Source organism: Shewanella frigidimarina (assembly GCF_003797125.1).
Taxonomy (GTDB): domain Bacteria; phylum Pseudomonadota; class Gammaproteobacteria; order Enterobacterales; family Shewanellaceae; genus Shewanella; species Shewanella frigidimarina.
Genome location: NZ_RKKE01000001.1, coordinates 101,384 through 118,319, shown reverse-complemented (window position 1 = coordinate 118,319; position 16,936 = coordinate 101,384). Strand labels below are relative to the sequence as shown.

The 16,936-nt window shown below is 40.1% G+C and carries 14 protein-coding genes; 9 read left to right on the top strand and 5 right to left on the bottom strand.

Features of this window, described 5'->3' with window-relative positions; translation table 11 throughout:
• Window positions 1–125: 125 nt before the first annotated feature.
• Window positions 126–467: a hypothetical protein gene (locus EGC86_RS00500; protein ID WP_123776294.1), complete on the top strand. Its 342-nt coding sequence runs from the start codon at window positions 126–128 to the stop codon at window positions 465–467.
• Between the two features lie 42 nt (window positions 468–509).
• Here the strand turns inward: EGC86_RS00500 and EGC86_RS00495 are convergent, their stop codons facing one another.
• Together EGC86_RS00495 and EGC86_RS00490 are read right to left on the bottom strand one after the other, a co-directional pair.
• Window positions 510–821 (bottom strand): EscU/YscU/HrcU family type III secretion system export apparatus switch protein, encoded by a 312-nt coding sequence (locus EGC86_RS00495; protein ID WP_041413136.1) that lies wholly within the window; start codon window positions 819–821, stop codon window positions 510–512.
• An 11-nt stretch (window positions 822–832) separates the two neighbouring features.
• Window positions 833–2,965, bottom strand: a complete 2,133-nt coding sequence (locus EGC86_RS00490; protein ID WP_123776293.1) for a hypothetical protein — start codon at window positions 2,963–2,965, stop codon at window positions 833–835.
• Between the two features lie 388 nt (window positions 2,966–3,353).
• Here EGC86_RS00490 and EGC86_RS00485 point away from each other — a divergent pair, with 388 nt between their 5' ends.
• Both EGC86_RS00485 and EGC86_RS00480 read left to right on the top strand, forming a co-directional pair.
• On the top strand, window positions 3,354–4,088 hold the full coding sequence (locus EGC86_RS00485) for an MlaA family lipoprotein (RefSeq protein ID WP_425376018.1): 735 nt from the start codon (window positions 3,354–3,356) through the stop codon (window positions 4,086–4,088).
• A gap of 46 nt (window positions 4,089–4,134) precedes the next feature.
• Complete coding sequence (locus tag EGC86_RS00480) at window positions 4,135–5,256, top strand: response regulator (RefSeq protein WP_123776291.1); 1,122 nt, start codon at window positions 4,135–4,137, stop codon at window positions 5,254–5,256.
• A gap of 358 nt (window positions 5,257–5,614) precedes the next feature.
• Here EGC86_RS00480 and EGC86_RS00475 read toward each other — a convergent pair whose 3' ends face one another.
• Window positions 5,615–7,123, bottom strand: a complete 1,509-nt coding sequence (locus tag EGC86_RS00475) for a peptide MFS transporter (RefSeq protein WP_123776290.1) — start codon at window positions 7,121–7,123, stop codon at window positions 5,615–5,617.
• Between the two features lie 533 nt (window positions 7,124–7,656).
• Here EGC86_RS00475 and EGC86_RS00470 point away from each other — a divergent pair.
• From EGC86_RS00470 to EGC86_RS00450, 5 genes are all read left to right on the top strand, one after another.
• On the top strand, window positions 7,657–8,304 hold the full coding sequence (locus EGC86_RS00470) for an OmpA family protein (RefSeq protein ID WP_123776289.1): 648 nt from the start codon (window positions 7,657–7,659) through the stop codon (window positions 8,302–8,304).
• Window positions 8,305–8,329: 25 nt separating this feature from the next.
• Window positions 8,330–9,163 (top strand): mechanosensitive ion channel family protein, encoded by an 834-nt coding sequence (locus tag EGC86_RS00465; RefSeq protein ID WP_425376016.1) that lies wholly within the window; start codon window positions 8,330–8,332, stop codon window positions 9,161–9,163.
• Window positions 9,164–9,230: 67 nt separating this feature from the next.
• A complete protein-coding gene (tpx, locus tag EGC86_RS00460; protein WP_123776288.1) occupies window positions 9,231–9,824 on the top strand; it encodes a thiol peroxidase in 594 nt (197 codons plus the stop codon).
• Between the two features lie 46 nt (window positions 9,825–9,870).
• Window positions 9,871–10,881 (top strand): low-specificity L-threonine aldolase, encoded by a 1,011-nt coding sequence (gene ltaE / locus EGC86_RS00455; protein ID WP_123776287.1) that lies wholly within the window; start codon window positions 9,871–9,873, stop codon window positions 10,879–10,881.
• A gap of 223 nt (window positions 10,882–11,104) precedes the next feature.
• Window positions 11,105–11,473, top strand: coding sequence for an acyl-CoA thioesterase (locus EGC86_RS00450; protein WP_101086475.1), 369 nt, complete (start codon window positions 11,105–11,107; stop codon window positions 11,471–11,473).
• A 140-nt stretch (window positions 11,474–11,613) separates the two neighbouring features.
• Here EGC86_RS00450 and EGC86_RS00445 read toward each other — a convergent pair whose 3' ends face one another.
• Complete coding sequence (locus EGC86_RS00445) at window positions 11,614–11,979, bottom strand: cytoplasmic protein (RefSeq protein WP_101086476.1); 366 nt, start codon at window positions 11,977–11,979, stop codon at window positions 11,614–11,616.
• Between the two features lie 267 nt (window positions 11,980–12,246).
• A complete protein-coding gene (gene yiaY / locus EGC86_RS00440; protein ID WP_101086477.1) occupies window positions 12,247–13,395 on the bottom strand; it encodes an L-threonine dehydrogenase in 1,149 nt (382 codons plus the stop codon).
• Between the two features lie 402 nt (window positions 13,396–13,797).
• On the opposite strand from yiaY, the gene EGC86_RS00435 reads away from it, so the two are divergent.
• Window positions 13,798–16,860 carry an EAL domain-containing protein gene (locus tag EGC86_RS00435; protein WP_123776286.1) on the top strand — a complete coding sequence of 1,021 codons (3,063 nt, stop codon included), beginning with the start codon at window positions 13,798–13,800 and terminating at the stop codon, window positions 16,858–16,860.
• Window positions 16,861–16,936: the final 76 nt, after the last annotated feature.

The following is a 16,936-nucleotide window of genomic DNA, read 5'->3' as shown; positions in this document are numbered from 1 at the left end:
ATTTATGACATTGTTATTGATGATATGATTTTAAGTGAGATTGATTTTTTTGAGAGTATTTATATCACGATAGTTTTCTGCAATATTAGCGTTTCAGTTCCTTACAGTCCGATACAGAGGTTGTGATGGATTTCATTTGGTTGTTAGGTTTACTAGCCATATATATTCCAATTCAAATGTGTATTGATGCGTATATTGTGTATCGAACTGACGTACAGCAAAAGGGTTGTGATTACCTGTTGGCATTTATTCCGTTGCTGACGTTTGCCTACCCAGAACACTATTTGTATAGTTTTATCTCTTTAGTCCTCATTGTATTGTATGGGATCTCGCTGCGTTATTATGCAGCATTTAATGACTGGCTTGATTTTGATCAAGACCGTTTGGCTGGATTGTGTCTCGGTGGACTGGGAGTCGGTGGCATAATGATAACAGCGAGCTTGATTTACCAATTTTTACAACATTAACATTAGATGATCTAGGTTTGACAATTTTGTAGCTGAAAGGAGTTAAGCTTGAGCGACAATTTTTTGATGAAGATTATCCCATTGTTCAGGGAACTTCCCATCCAACATATACACAAATGCAATCAATTCAGCGATTAATAGATACAACTCTTTCGGTACTTCATCACCTAATTCTAATAGCTGCAAAAACTCACTTAAGTGTGGGTCCTGATGGATATGGATCCCCGCTTCCTTAGCGATTAATATCATCTCCTCGGCAACTAAGTCCTTACCAGTAGCAGTAATTTTTGGGGCACTTTTACCATCAAAACTGAGTGCGACTGCTTGCTGTATTTTTTTCGAGTCATCTTTCATAATGTTCTCTATTAAGCTCTTGTTTTGACTAAATAGTGATCGCCAGGTAATAACGTCGCTGGAATTTGGGCTAACTGCGTTGTGAGCTTACCTGGTGTAAAACCAATTTGAGTAATTTTCTCTGACAGTGCTTGGTTAAAGCGTTCTACTTTTGTAAGTAGCATTTGATTGTTGCCTTTAAATTGGATATCAAGCACCTCTGCTTGCTTATGAGCACAAATCAATAATGATCCTTGGGCTAAATTAAATTTGAGTTGTAGTTTCCATCCTGCTTTTTTATCTTTGTCTGAATCATTTTCTTGTTCAAATTTACCTTCAAATTGTTCATCGCGTTGGTTAATTGAATATGGTAGCGCAAAGTACCAAGTCATGGCTTGATTGGGATCGGTGCTCGCATGTTGATACAGCGCAATACTGTTAGCCAATTGTGCCAAAGAGTCTGCGCCTCCTAGCTTATCTAATGCTGCTAATAGACCTGAATTCGCACTGAGTTTACTCAAGGTTCGTTGTTGCAACTGCGCAAGGTGCGCTTGAAGTTTATCGCTGATCCCTGAGCCTGTTGATTTTGTTTTTACCCCTAATAATAACTGGAATAAGGTTGTGATAGCACTACCTGAAAACAGTGGTGAGGGCTGTGCGCTAGTTGAGTGACCTAGTTGGGTATGGGCAAGATTAAGCGCCGCTAAACTGTATAGCTCACTGCTGAGTAATGCCGGATCACTCAATGCACTTAATGGATGTGGGCTAATTTGTGGTAGGTGCTTAAACAGTTCGCTGGCTAGATTATGTGGAATTTGTTGGTTTAACTGCTGTTTGATTGGCATCGCGCCTGCTTTTGATAACGCTTTATTCAGCACTTCTATTGGTGCAGGGTCACTGTCACTGTTCATTTTGTTTGATGCAGGGTTGTTTGGTGGATTGTTCTTTGCGCTATTGTCTATCGCAGAAGCGGTGTTTACTTTGGGAGTGTTTTGTTCCGCTACTGATTTAGTTGGTAATGCTGTTTGCTCTACAGTGTTGTTAACAGCGCTTTTGGCTAGATTGGCTTGCTGTGCCATATTGCTGCCAGTTTTAGCGAGATTCGATTCTGCTGATAGTCCTGATGAGTTTTGCTGTTGTGTTACCGGAGTCAAGGTTTTTACTGCAGTACTATCGTGGCCGACTTTGGCAGAAGACGATGTTAATTCATTAGGCGTTTTTTGTTGGGCATCGCTTCCTTTTACCGCATTATCAATGATTGGCAGCGGTGTAGACTCTAGCTTTTTTAGAAATTGACTGAGAATTTGTGCTGGTTCATTTTTAGTTATGATGATGTTTGCCGATTCAAGCGTCTGGGTCGCTTGAGGTGGTGCCGGAAGTTTCGTTAAATTAACGCTTATTTCTGCAATGACTGGCGTGAGCGCAAGTTGCAATTGCTGATGTTGTACTACGACCTTAGCTAAATATTGGCCTGAGTTTAACGCGGTATTGGGCGATAATTGAATGCTTGTGCCACCAGAAAAGGTCAATTTCCCTTGGTCTATTATTGCAGTTGGCAGAGGATAACCTTGAACTCTGGCTGCCAATGATGCGAGTTGTTGTGTTGAAACACCATTTTGTTTTGCTAGCTCCTCGAGACCTTGTGGTAAGGCAAGTTGAATAGGTTGTGCCAAAAGCACTAATTGAGTCGCCACCGTTTGGGCGGGTGGTGTGGCAGTTGAGCCTGCAGAAGCCGTTGGAATTGCAGGCGAGGTACTTTGGCTGTTGATGACTTCTGCTTGGGCTACGGGTAAATTTACGCTGGAAACGGCACGAGCCACAAGCTTAGCTTGATCGCTTGCTATAACGACTTGCGCTGTCTGTTGTAATAACTTTTGCAGTTCAGCGGTCTTGTTAAGTTGATACTGTTGATTTTCAATACTGACGTCGAGTTGTGCGCTTGCTGGTGGTTGCACCACTTTTACAGGCAATAATACTGCTGCTAAATCTGATTTTGTGGTCGACGAGTTGGATACAACGGATTTTTCATTTGAGGTTTTTGCTGGCAAAGAAGTACTATCGGTTTGAGTTTGTTTACGCTCAGTCACCGCCTGCGGACTGACATCGACAGGTTTGATTGTGACGGTATTGACCGGTTTTTGAGGGAGCGTTGTTGGTACAGCCATAGAAATCCTATCAAACGAACATGTTTGTCTATTGAAATCAATCTACTTGTCAGTGAACAATATCAACTTCATTTACAATTTTTTGATTGATATTGTCAAATGGCACAGTATCCTTAGCTCCCTGTTACCTTTATTGGGACAACATATTGGGTTTTATTACCATTATAGTGAATGATTGCTGGTAACAAAGACGTATGAGTAAGGTCTGATTGCTAAATAGTGAATGATAACAGCCTTACACTTGCTTGCTAAATTATATCGACTTGAACAAAAATTGCTTTAATAAAAAGACAAAAATAGCAGTTTGTTGAGTAGTACCTTTTGTCATTTTAAAGAGAATTATATGAAGTATAAATGGATATTACTTCAGGTGTTTGTTGCAGTTAGCATGCCCGCGTATGCCGAAATCGAAGCACCTCAAGTTACCACATCATCACGACCTGCGGTTGAAATTAAATATAATGATCCTCGCGATCCATTTGAAGAAGTTAACCGCACAATGTGGGACTTTAACTATCTGTTTTTAGATAGGTATGTTATTCGCCCGGTTGCTCATGGTTATAAAGACTATGTTCCTAATCCTGTCAGAACAGGGGTTAATAATTTTGTTTATAACCTAGAGGAACCTAGCTCTCTGGTGAATAATACCTTACAAGGAAAATGGGTGTGGGCTGCTAATGCAGGAGGTCGTTTTACGGTTAATACCACCATCGGTTTACTGGGTTTAGTCGATGTTGCTGACATGATGGGGATGCACCGTAAACAAGATGATTTTAACGAAGTGTTAGGTTATTACGGTACACCAAATGGTCCTTATTTTATGGCGCCGTTTTATGGCCCAATTGTGACAAGAGAAATCGCCTCTGATTGGGTGGATGGTCTATACTTTCCTTTATCAGAGTTAACGATGTGGCAGTCAGTATTAAAATGGGGCTTAAAGGGCTTAGATGCACGTTCTAAAGCCATTGATCAAGAAAGATTATTAGACAATGCTCTTGATCCTTATGCTTTTGTAAAAGATGCCTATTTGCAGCATATGGATTACAAAGTTTTTGATGGTGATGTGCCATCTAGTCAAGCGGACGATGAGTTACTTGACGAATATTTAGATGAACTAGAATAGTCGAGGCATACAGGCACCTCGGCAGTGTAGTTTGCGAGGTTGTTGTATGGCGCTTACTGATGTCGAGATCCTCTTCGTTGAAGACGACCCGATATTTCGCCATGTCGTTGCTGATTTTTTGCAGGGACAAGGTGCTCGGGTTCAACAAGCATGTAATGGAGATGAAGGTATAGCCCTTTTTTCCGATGCTATTTTTGATATTGTTATTGCAGACTTAAGCATGCCTGGCCTTCATGGTTTGTCGATGCTTAAACAGATGCAGGATATTAATCCTGCTATACCCGCTATTGTTATTTCTGGTAATGATGTGATGTCTGATGTTGTTGAAGCATTGCGCATCGGTGCCAGTGATTATCTGACTAAACCTATTGCTGATTTATTCATTATTGAGCAGGCAATCATCCAAGCGATGATGTCAGCCGCTACGCCGATGAATGTTTCTGGGCAATCGCATTTACAAGAAATGAATGAGTTATCTTATCAAGAGCTCACTGATAACTTATGTTTACTTGAGCAAAATGCTCAAGCGGCCAAAAGTGTTCAGCAGCAGTTATTTCCTGCTTCGCATATCTATTATCCTAAAGCCGAAATCAATTACAGTTTATTTAAAAATAATGATGTTAGTGCTTACTTCATCGACTCTACTATGGTGGGGGAGCATCATTTAGTGATGTATATGGCACACTTTTCGCCTGAGGATAATAGCGCTGCTTTTGGCTGTGTCTTATTGCGCAGTTTTATTAATCAGAAACTTAAGCTGTTTAGAAATGGTTTAAGCAATACCTTAATCGAACCTAATAATATGCTGTCTTATCTTCATCAGCGTATGGTGAAGTCTGGGTTACATATTAATACCGATATTATTTATGTGTGCCTCGATTTAAGCGGCTACCAATTATCAATCGGACAATCAGGTAAAGGACTAAGGTGTTATTTACGTAACGGTAATGAACTCACTCCTCTTGCATTGCCCGAATCAGTACCTCTTGGCAGTTCAGGGTGGGATAAGCCGAGTATGCAAACTAGAACCTTATTACGGGATGAACAGATTTGTATTGGTACACATTTTTATGAGCATAAACAACAACTGCTTGAGAACCGCTTTACAGGGCTTGTTTATCAATCTGATATTAAAGCGGGTGGCTTCATGCAGTTAGCGTGTCGCTGATCATTGTTTGGACACTAGAAACCTAGAGCGCTGCTAGGACGCTTCGCGGCTAGAGGCTATAAAAGCAAACAGCATAGCGAAGCGATCCTAGCAGGATGAAGTCAGCTCTAGCAGCTAAGCGATCCTAGCAGGACGAAGTCCGTTCTAGTAGCGAAGCGACTCTAGCAGGACACAGTCCGTTCTAGCAGCGAAGCGATCCTAGCAGGACGAAGTCCGTTCTATTAGCTAAGCGACTCTAACAGCCGCAGGCGTTCTATTCCTTGACACTAGCAGCCCTTGATGTGGGTATATAAAAAATCCCCTCACAAGTGAAACTTGGAGGGGATTTTATTAAGAATAACAATTACATCAAAACCAATTAACGTTGAATTCCTTCGTGTTCGGCCGTGACTGCAATTTCTTCTTCTAAAACTTGTTCTTCAGTATCATTTTTGTTTTCTGCACCGTGCATCCAGTCAACTAATTTATCTGACATTAGGTATAAAATAATACCTGAGACGACTGCGGTAATACCGATCCCAGCAAAAATTGCCATTGCGTTTGCGAGTTGTTCTTCGACTTCGCCGCCATGACCAATTAACGAACCTACTAGGCCGCCAATTTTGTTTGCTGCAGCAATAAATAGGAACCATGCACCCATCATTAATGATGCGATACGCAGTGGAGCCAGTTTAGTTACCATAGATAAACCAATAGGTGATAAACATAATTCACCCATGGTATGGAAGAAGTAAGCTCCTACTAACCACCACATGCTTGATTTAACTGAAGCGTCGCCGCCCATTTCGAATACTGCGCCCATCATGAATAAGAAACCGATGGCCAGTAAGAATAAACCTAACGCAAATTTAACGGGTGAGTTAGGTTCGTTTTTACCTAAGCGGATCCAAATAGAGGCAATCACTGGAGCAAAAACAACAATAAAAATAGCATTGAGTGATTGGAAGTAAGTGGTAGGTACTTCCCACGAACCAATCATACGATCAGTGAAATTGTTAGTGAACAAGTTCATTAATCCGCCTGCTTGTTCGAAGCCAGCCCAGAAAATAATGGTGAATAATCCCATTACCATAATGACTTTAATACGGTCACGTTCAATCTTTGTTAGCGGTTCACTTCTGGTTTCACCTTTAGCTGCATTTTTTCTTTGTTCTACTTTAGCTGCCGGTTCGACACCGATGTCGCCAAGTAATTTTTGCGCAAAGAAAAACTGAATAATCAATGATAAAATCATACCAACACCGGCGCAGAAGAAACCTGCTTGCCAGTTGTTGATAAACACGTCTTCACCACCAATAACAACTTCATGACCAAATGAAGTGTAAGCCCAAGCAACGATAAAGCCTGACAAGGCTGCACCCAAGTTGATACCCATATAAAATATGGTGAATGCGCCGTCACGACGATGATCACCAGCAGGGTATAAATCACCTACCATAGTGGAGATATTTGGTTTAAATAGACCGTTACCTATAATTAACGTCCCTAAACCAATATAAAACATCATGGTTTCTAAACCCGGCATCCAACTATGTGGTGCTGCAAGCGTAAATTGCCCCGCTGCCATTAAGAAGCCACCAATATAAATGGCTTTACGTTGACCCAATACGTTATCAGCTAGCCAGCCACCAATTAATGGTGTTAAGTAAACTAAACCGGTAAAAGTACCATATAGTGATAATGCGTCTGCTTGGCTCCAGCCTAAACCACCACCTGCTTCATTGCTTTGGACTTTATCTACCAAATAAAGTACTAAAATTGCACGCATTGCGTAATAGCTAAAGCGTTCCCATAGTTCTGTTGTAAAAAGTAAGAACAGCCCCTTAGGGTGTCCAAACAATGTACCTTGTGGTTTTGCGTCACTCATTAAGTCTTCCACCTTAAGCTTGTGATTGCCTGTGAGAAAATATCGTCACAGAAATAATTGTTTGCAAGAGTTGTCTATGACTGCTTTATCAACTAACACCTGAAATATCGAGTGTTTGACCGTGATAACGCAGTACTGAGCAACTTTATTGTTTATTTTTTATAATAAATAATGTCAGTTTGACGCTGAATGTTAACCAAACATCAAAAAGCTAACCTTATATACCCTTTTCATGCCGATAAAGTCAATGTTAATGCGGGGAACAGAGAGGTTAAGCTTGTTATAAAATGTGTCAATACAAACAATCAACTACCAGCAATGTTAGCGGTTTGTTTTGTTTTTGTTGCTAAGCTGGCCGGAAGTTAATAAGGTTTTCAGGCATGGTGCCGATACCTATATCACGCTTTAGTGAGACTTTAGTTAAGCGTGATTGTGCAAGGTGTTGATTATAAAGTGTTGTCTTTTAATTTAAGTCATAAACAGTTAAAATACGATTCATTAACAAATTTCGATGTCATGTCGAAGGGGTATTTATGACTTTTGTTCGAACGGTGACATTGATCTTAATTGGCTGTTTTATCTGCACTGCCCATGCCTGGGTTGACACAGATTTTGACGGCGTTCCTGATAAAAAAGATGCTTGTAATGATACCCCTGCTAATAGCGTTGTTATGGCAAATGGTTGTATTGATACTGAGTTATTGATTGTTGATGAGGATGCCGAAGAGGATGCTGAGTTTGATGAAGCTGAATTAGGCGCGACAGTAACAAATAATTCGGCCCTTATTGCTGAACAATGTCGTCAACAACGAGATGTTTCTGTGGCAGTAGATTGTTTTGGGTCTATTCTTCAACCTGTGTATTTTGATTTTGATAAATCAGTAGTGTTGTTAACTCAGCGACCAACCTTGGTTAGGGTGCAGCAATACATTGAGCAACATCCTCAAGTGGCTATTCGTTTAGAGGGACACACTGATAATATTGGTAGTGATGCTGTTAACCGCTCACTATCACTTAAACGTGCAGCCACCATTAAAGATTTACTCGTAAATGAGTACCAATTTCAACCGACGTCGATTGAGATCGTTGGCATGAGTAACAAAATTCCGGTCGCGGATAATGCCACTATAGAAGGGCGTCAGCGTAATCGACGAGTAGAATTTATTATATCGGCAGAATAAGACTGCTATTAAAATGGAGAAAGAAATGGAACATATAGAAGGTTTAGATGCTTTAGTGGAGCAGGCACCTGAGTTTTTGATGACTTATGGTCTTAAAGCGCTAGCTGCTATTGTTATTTTTCTCATCGGTAAGTATTTTTCCGGTGTAGCAAAACGCATAACAACCAAATTATTGACCAACCGCAAAGTGGATACAACAGTCGTTTCGTTTGTGGCAAACTTAGCGTGGATGTTGGTGTTTGTATTTACTATTGTCGCCACACTGGGTCAAGTTGGTGTGCAAACTGCGTCATTGGTTGCGGTTATCGGTGCCGCTGGTTTAGCGGTAGGTTTAGCATTACAAGGTTCACTTTCTAACTTTGCATCAGGTGTATTAATGGTGCTTTTCCGTCCATGCCGCGTAGGTGACTTTATTGAAGCCGCTGGTGTTGCCGGTGTCGTTGATGAGATTACGATTTTCTCAACACGTTTACGTACTGGTGACAACAAAATGATTATCGCGCCTAACTCAGCGATTATGAATGGCACTATCACTAACTATTCAGCACTAGAAAAGCGTCGTATCGATTTAACGATTGGTGTTTCGTATACTGCTGACATCGCTAAAACTAAGAAGGTATTAGCGGATATTTTAGATAACAACCAGTTTGTGTTAAAAGATCCTGGTTATACTATCGGTCTAGCTGAGCTTGCTGATTGTTCAATTAACTTTGTCGTACGTCCGTGGGTTAAAACACCAGACTATTGGACTGCGCGTTTTGAATTACTTGAGCAAATCAAGAATGCATTAGATGCTGCTGAGATTGAAATTCCATTCCCACAAATGGATTTACATGTGAAAGAAGTTCCAGCAAAATAATCTAGCAGGCAACTTAATATTTTAAAAAACCAGCATTTGCTGGTTTTTTTATACAAGGAATTTTTTCATGAAGCTATTTTCAACCTTTGCAGCAATCACATTATTATCTTCATCTGTTATGAGTGTTTCCAGTTTTGCCGGCGAAAAAACCATGATTACCATGGGCGGTAATCCTGTTGCTTTAGAAGGACGCATACCGAAAATTAATACGGTTGCGCCATTATTTACTGTGGTAGATGAAAAGTTTAATCCGGTTAGCCTGAGTGATTTTAAAGGTAAGACCGTGTTGATTAGCGCAGTACCGAGTTTAGATACTGGTGTGTGTGCATTACAAACCAAGCGATTTAATAAAGAGTTTACTAAATATGATGCTGATGTGGTTATGTTAACCATTAGCGAAGATTTACCGTTTGCTCAGAAGCGTTTTTGCCAAACCGAAAATGTGGATAAAATTAAAGTGTTGTCTGACTCTGTATGGCGTGATTTTGGCGAAAAGTATGGCTTGTTAATTAAAGACCGTGGTTTATTAGCGCGTTCAATTTTTATTATTGATCCTCAAGGCACATTGAAATATAAAGAGTTAGTGACTGAAGTAAGTGAACATCCAGACTACGATGCTGCCTTAGCGGCATTAACAGAAATATCATCAGCGGCGAAGTAGTTGCTTAGCTTCGATAAAGTTGAGCGAGAGAGGATAGATATGCAGCATGATTGATTTTCGAAGTGATACGGTGACTCAGCCGACAGAAGCAATGCGTTTAGCCATGTCGAGAGCGGAGGTAGGTGATGATGTTTATGGTGATGACCCGACCGTCAATAATTTACAAGATATGGCCGCAGAGATGTTTGGCTTTGATGGAGCTTTGTTTGTCAGTTCTGGTACACAAGCTAATTTATTGGCGTTGATGTCTCATTGTGAGCGCGGAGATGAGTATCTTTGTGGCCAACAAGCTCATAACTATAAGTTTGAAGGTGGCGGGGCGGCGGTATTAGGCAGCATTCAACCTCAGCCTTTGAATAATCAAGCTGATGGCAGTATTTTATTAAGTGATATTGAAGCTGCGATTAAGCCTGATGACGTGCACTTTGCTCGAACACGGTTATTGAGCTTAGAAAATACCATTGGCGGCAAGGTATTAAACCAAGATTATTTATCCCAGGCACAAAGTCTTGCGTTTAATCGTGGGCTTAAAATCCATTTAGATGGTGCCCGGGTTGCCAATGCTGCGGTAGCGCAGGGCATTGCTATTGCCGATATTACTCAATACTTTGACTCTGTATCGATTTGTTTATCAAAAGGCTTATGTGCACCGATTGGGTCGATTTTGTTAGGCGATGAGCGATTAATTGGTAAAGCGACACGTTGGCGTAAAATGCTCGGTGGTGGAATGCGTCAAGCAGGTATTATCGCTGCAGCGGCTAAGTTGGCGTTAACTGAGCAGGTCGATCGTTTAGCGGATGATCATTACAATGCAAAAACCTTGGCTTTGTTGTTGGCTGAAATGAGTGAGTTTGCTGTCGATGTTAGTTTGGTGCAGACCAATATGGTTTTCGCCACACTCGCAGAACATATCGACCCTAAAATGCTTACTGCCAAACTGGCCGATAAAGGTATTATCATTAGTCCGAGCCGACAGTTGCGCTTGGTGACTCATAAAGATATTAGTGCTAATGACATCAGTGTTTTTGTGAATACGTTGAAGCAAATTATTCGCTAATCAATATCAGTTAATATTCATTTTAAAGGCCATACTCAGTGTGGCCTTTTTCTTTTTTGGTGCGAAGATGCATTTATTTTGGGCATTCTGAGAGTTTTTTAATTTAAAAATTTATTTATCACATTGATTATTAAAGCTTAATATACTTGGCTTGATCGTTGCTACTTATTTAGAGGTATGCGCTTAACAACGCAAAATTAATAAGTCAGATAATGAGGTCACTATGAAATATTTCTCACGTCATATCATCATGCCTATTCATCTTAATAGCACTCAAAGCTTATGTTGTGGCCAGTTATTAAGTTGGGTTAATGAGGAAGCAACAATTTTTGCCAGTTGCCAAATGCGCAGCCAATTCCATATTGCCAAAGTGATATCGGAAATTAATTTTATGGCACCGGCACAAACAGGCGACATTATCGAGTTTGGATTTGAGCTAGTAAGCTTAGGTCAAAGTTCAGTCACTGTTCGCTGTAAAATACGTAATAAAGTCAATCATGCGCCGATTGCTTTCATCGATAAGATGGTATTTGTCAACGTGAATGAGAATGGCTTACCCATTCCGCACGGTATGCGAGCCAATGCCGCTTAATTGTATTTCTATTATCGTGGGTTCGTGTTCGTAAGTATGTGTTACGACAGGGCAAGAACTTATAGCCATTGACAATAAAACCGCAAAAAATAAGGAGCTATGATAGCTCCTTAATGTTGATGGTAAATCGACTTGATGTATTATTCGACTTTAGCGATACGCTGTTGATAATCATCGATTAAATGCTCCATTATTTGATTCGGAGAAGCATCTTGGCAGCAGTTGTCTAAATAGATTTTAAAAGTGACAAGGGCATGGCCATCATGCTTAAGGCGGCTACTTTGCATGGCAAAATAAGCTTCTTCATTATCGGCCTTTCGAACCACAAAATCGTCTAGTTCAAATGATTTGGTGCCAGAGAGGTTGTGCCATTTAGTGATACGGTCTAGAGCAATTTCACAAGATTGGTTTACTTCGATATGGTTGAGCCATGTTGCAGCTTGTTCGTTTTCTTTATAGTGCGGGCATCGAACGGTGTAATTATATATATGAGTGATTGCTGTCATTGTTTACCTACCTATTCGCTATCTAAGTGTTTTCACTATAGACCTTATTTTTTATATTGGTCAATCCTTATTTCAAGAACTTAGATCTAAGCATCACTTTTTACTAAATTAAAAATAAGCTGTTGTCATTGTTGATTTTTTACATTAAACGGCAGATAAAAAAGCCCGTAATAAAATACGGGCTTTATGCTGTGCTATAAAACGAGTTTAGCTTAATTCTGGTTAATAACTATTTGATAATTGCTTATTATCCCTTGTTGAGGTTAGTTATAAAGCGTTTGTGAAAATTTGACAGATCTCTTGATGTGTCGCTTGTTTCGGGTTAGTAAAGCCACAAGCATCCTTGAGAGCATTGTCTGCTAAAGTTGGGATGTCTTGTGCTTTTACGCCTAGCTCGGTTAAATTAGCAGGAATGTTAACCGCTTTTGATAATTGCTTAATGGCGTCGATGGCCGCTTTAGCGCCTTGCTCGTCTGTCATTGCTGCTATGTCGACACCCATAGCTTTTGCGACATCAGCTAAGCGTGCAGGCACAACTTGGGCGTTATAGGTTTGTACATGAGGTAGCAATAATGCGTTACAAACCCCGTGTGGTAAGTCATAAAAACCGCCAAGTTGATGTGCCATAGCATGCACATAACCAAGGCTGGCATTATTAAAGGCCATGCCCGCTAGAAATTGTGCATAAGCCATGTTTTCTCTGGCTTGAATGTCATCGCCTTTTTTAACTGCATTAATTAAATTGGCTTGGATCAGTTCAATAGCTTTGATTGCACACGCGTCGGTGATGGGATTGGCTGCAATAGATACATAAGCTTCAATTGCGTGTGTTAATGCGTCCATCCCGGTTGCAGCAGTCAGTGATGCTGGCTTTTCTAGCATCAGTTCAGGATCGTTTACAGATAGAATAGGTGTGGTATTTTTATCGACAATGGCCATTTTAATGTGCCTTGCCTCATCGGTAATAATACAAAAGCGGGTCATTTCACTTGCTGTGCCTGCGGTAGTGTTAATCGCGACTAAAGGCATTTGTGCTTTAGTTGATACATCCACACCTTCATAATCTTTAATGCTACCGCCGTTGGTGGCCACGAGTGCGATTCCTTTAGCGCAATCGTGCGGTGAACCGCCGCCTAAAGAAATAATCACATCACACTGATTGGCTTTTAGTAGTTCAAGGCCTGCAGCAACATTACCTGTTGTTGGGTTAGGTTGAACGCCATCAAAAATAACCACTTCAATACCATTGGCATTGAGTTTATCTGCAACCTTCGCCACTAAACCAATACTCACTAGTGGTTTGTCGGTGACAATAAGTGCTTTGGTAAATCCAAACGCGTTGATGTCTTTAATCGCTTCATCTACGCTGCCTTGACCCAGAATGTTGACGCTTGGAATGAAAAATTTAGTCGCCATATTGATTGTCCTTTATATAGAATTAAGTTTTCTCTGAATTAAACATACCAATAACATTGCAGTTATTATGTGACGTGAAGCTCGTTAACGTCGATTAAGTCACAATCAATAGGCCGTTTTATTACCAACACGACATTTTCCAAGTAACTGTGATCTAGGGTGATATTTTTGACACCGACACTATGGTTGGTCGGTTATTGCGCATTTTGTTGTGTTGGATAGGATGACAATTTCTCTTAAATAATATTATCGAAATTTCAGATGAATATTATGCCCTTTATATATAGAATGGTTTACGGTATAAAGACGAAAAATCATAGTGTTAGTTTACTTCTACTATACTAAATAGAGACAGCTTGGATGCTAATGTGCTTGTTAAGGATGGATAAGGGAAATGTATAGATGTTTGGTCTAAATGTTTTTTTCTCAATTTTAGAAAATGCAGCGCTATTACTTGCGCTAGTTTATGTTTACTCACTCTCTCCTACGCATCAACGTAAGGTGACGCCTTTTTTATGGCAATTTTTAATGGGCGCAGTTATTGGCACTATTGGCGTTGTTATTATGATGGATCCCTTGGTTCATCAACAGGAAATATTGTTTGATGCCCGCTCGGTAGTACTCTGTTTAAGTGGACTGTTTTTTGGAGGTATTCCAACACTTGTCGCAACCATTATCATGGCGCTTTATCGCTATCATTTGGGCGGCGTTGCTGTATGGGTTGGTATATTTGCGTTAAGCAGTAGTGCTGTCATTGGATTAGTGTGGCGTCGGTACCGTCGGCATGAATTAGATCAAATTCGTTATCGTGAATTCTACCTTTTTGGCGTTTTTGTTCATTCCCTATTGTTGTTATGGCTATTTTTATTGCCATTTGATCAAGCGTTACACGCTATCAGTGTTGTGTCTTTGCCTATCATGCTGGTATTACCTTTATTGACTATGGTCATCGGTCATTTACTTGCAAAAATAGTGTTTCGTGGGCGCGATATTCAAGTCAAATTACAAGAAGATTTTCTTTTCAACAATCAATTTGATATTGGCAATATTGGTATTTCTATTACCACTAAAACTAAGCATTGGTTGAGAGTTAACCCCTATTTATGTCGAATGTTCGGTTACAGCGAAAATGAATTAAAGGCGTTAACGTGGGCTGAATTAACACACCCAGATGATTTGAATAAAGATTTATTATTATTTGAGAAAATGAGTAAAGGCGAACTCAATGAATATGAAATTGATAAGCGTTTTATTGCCAAAGATGGTTCGGTCATTTATACCCATGTGACAATTGCCTGCCGCCGTCATGTTCAAGACAATACTTTTCTAGTGATTGCCGGTTTTCTCGATATCACTCATCAGAAACAAGCCGAGCAAGATTTATTGCAAAGTAACGAACAGCTTGCGCTAGTACTTGATAGCAGTGAGCTAGGAGTGTGGGACTGGGATGTACAACACAATCGTATTAGTACTAATCGATACAGTGCTGACATTTTAGGTTGTTCAATGGAAGAGCTTAATCTACACCCTAAACTATGGATAAATGCGATACAGCTAAAAGATAAATTTAAGTTTCTTCGCAGCATTAATGAAATTGTAAAAGGCCGCTGCATAAGCCAACGTGTAGAATATCAATTAACTAACATGGACGGCGACAGTCGATGGATTTTGCAAACTGGAAGGGTCGTTGATGTTGATGATAAAGGTAAACCGCTTAGAGTGTGTGGCACTCATAGCGATATTACTGATATCAAGCAGGTTGAAGATTCGCTAAGTATTGCAGCATCTGTATATCAAAACTCCAGTGAAGCCATGAGTGTGTTTACTGCAAAGGGCATTATCATTGATTCAAATCCTGCATTTTCTTTTATCACTGGATTCAGTCAACAAGACATACAAGATAAACATTTACGTATGTTTGAAACAGATCTTCAACCCCAACATTTTTATCAACAATTAAGCCAACAGCTTAGTCAGCAGGGACATTGGCATGGTGAAGTGTGGATGCGCCGTAAAAATGGTGAAAATTACCTTATCTTATTAACTATTAATTCTATCATTCGAACAAAGTCGCAGGGTGCGCGATTTGTTGCGTTATTTTCCGATATTACCGAGAAAAAGCAAACTGAAGAGTTGATATGGCGCCAGGCTAATTATGATGCACTCACCGGTTTGCCAAATCGTAGGATGTTGTTAACATTTTTGAATCAAGAAGTATTTCATTCTGACCGACAGCATAATCACTTTGCTTTGATGTTTTTAGACTTGGATTATTTTAAAGAGATTAACGACACCTTGGGCCATGATATGGGGGATGTGTTGTTAATTGAGACGGCGGAACGTCTTAAAAACAGCGTACGCGAAACCGATGTTGTTGCCCGTCTTGGTGGTGATGAATTTACCATAGTGTTAACTAACCTTGAAGATACTCATGGAGTCGAACGTGTTGCACAACAAATACTTAAACGACTTTCCGAGCCTTATTTATTAGGTGATCAAACGGCCTATATTAGTGGCAGTATTGGTATTACTTTATTTCCAGACGATGCCAAAACAACCGAAGCATTATTAAAGAATGCCGATCAAGCCATGTATTCGGCAAAATCCCATGGTCGTAATCGGTTTAATTATTTTACCTCCGCAATGCAAGACAATGCACAAAAGCGAATGTCGTTGATTCAAGACCTTAAAGTGGCGATTATCCAGCAGCAATTTGAGTTGTATTATCAGCCTATTGTGGATTTAAGCCGTCAGCAGATCATCAAGGTTGAAGCGTTAATACGTTGGAACCATCCAACCATGGGGTTAATCCCACCTGCAGATTTTATCTCTATTGCTGAAGAGACTGGGATGATAATCGACATTGGTAATTGGGCTTTTTATCAAGCCTGCGAGCAAGCCGCTAAATGGAAGGCACAATTTAATTGCGATATTCAAATTAGTATTAATATGTCACCTGTACAGTTTAAAGACGAGTCGACCGATGTTGATAATTGGTTTAAGCAGATGTCTTTGCTCGCACTGCCAACCAATAGCATTTGTATTGAAATCACTGAAAGTTTACTGCATGACATTGAACCTAATGTTGAGGCTAAATTACAGGCTTATGGTAATGCTGGTATGCAATTGTCGCTTGACGATTTTGGTACTGGTTATTCATCCTTACCTTATTTAACCAAATATAATGTTGATTACCTTAAGATAGACAAATCTTTTGTGGGTCGTTTGGCTGCCAAAAATAATGATATGTGTTTGTGTGAAGCCATTATCGCAATGGCGCATAAACTCGGCATCAAAGTCATTGCTGAAGGTATTGAAACCGAAAGTCAACGGCGTTTATTGGCGTTTGCTGGCTGTGATTATGGCCAAGGATATTTATTTTCGCATGCCTTGTGCCGTGATGATTTTGAGCAAAAGTATTTAGTGGAGAAAGCAATACCATTGCAGGCTAGTCAGCAGATGTAACGCTCATGCAGTGACTCTTATTTCAAATCCTGCATGATCCATCGTGATGATATGGCTAATGCCATTACTAATGTAA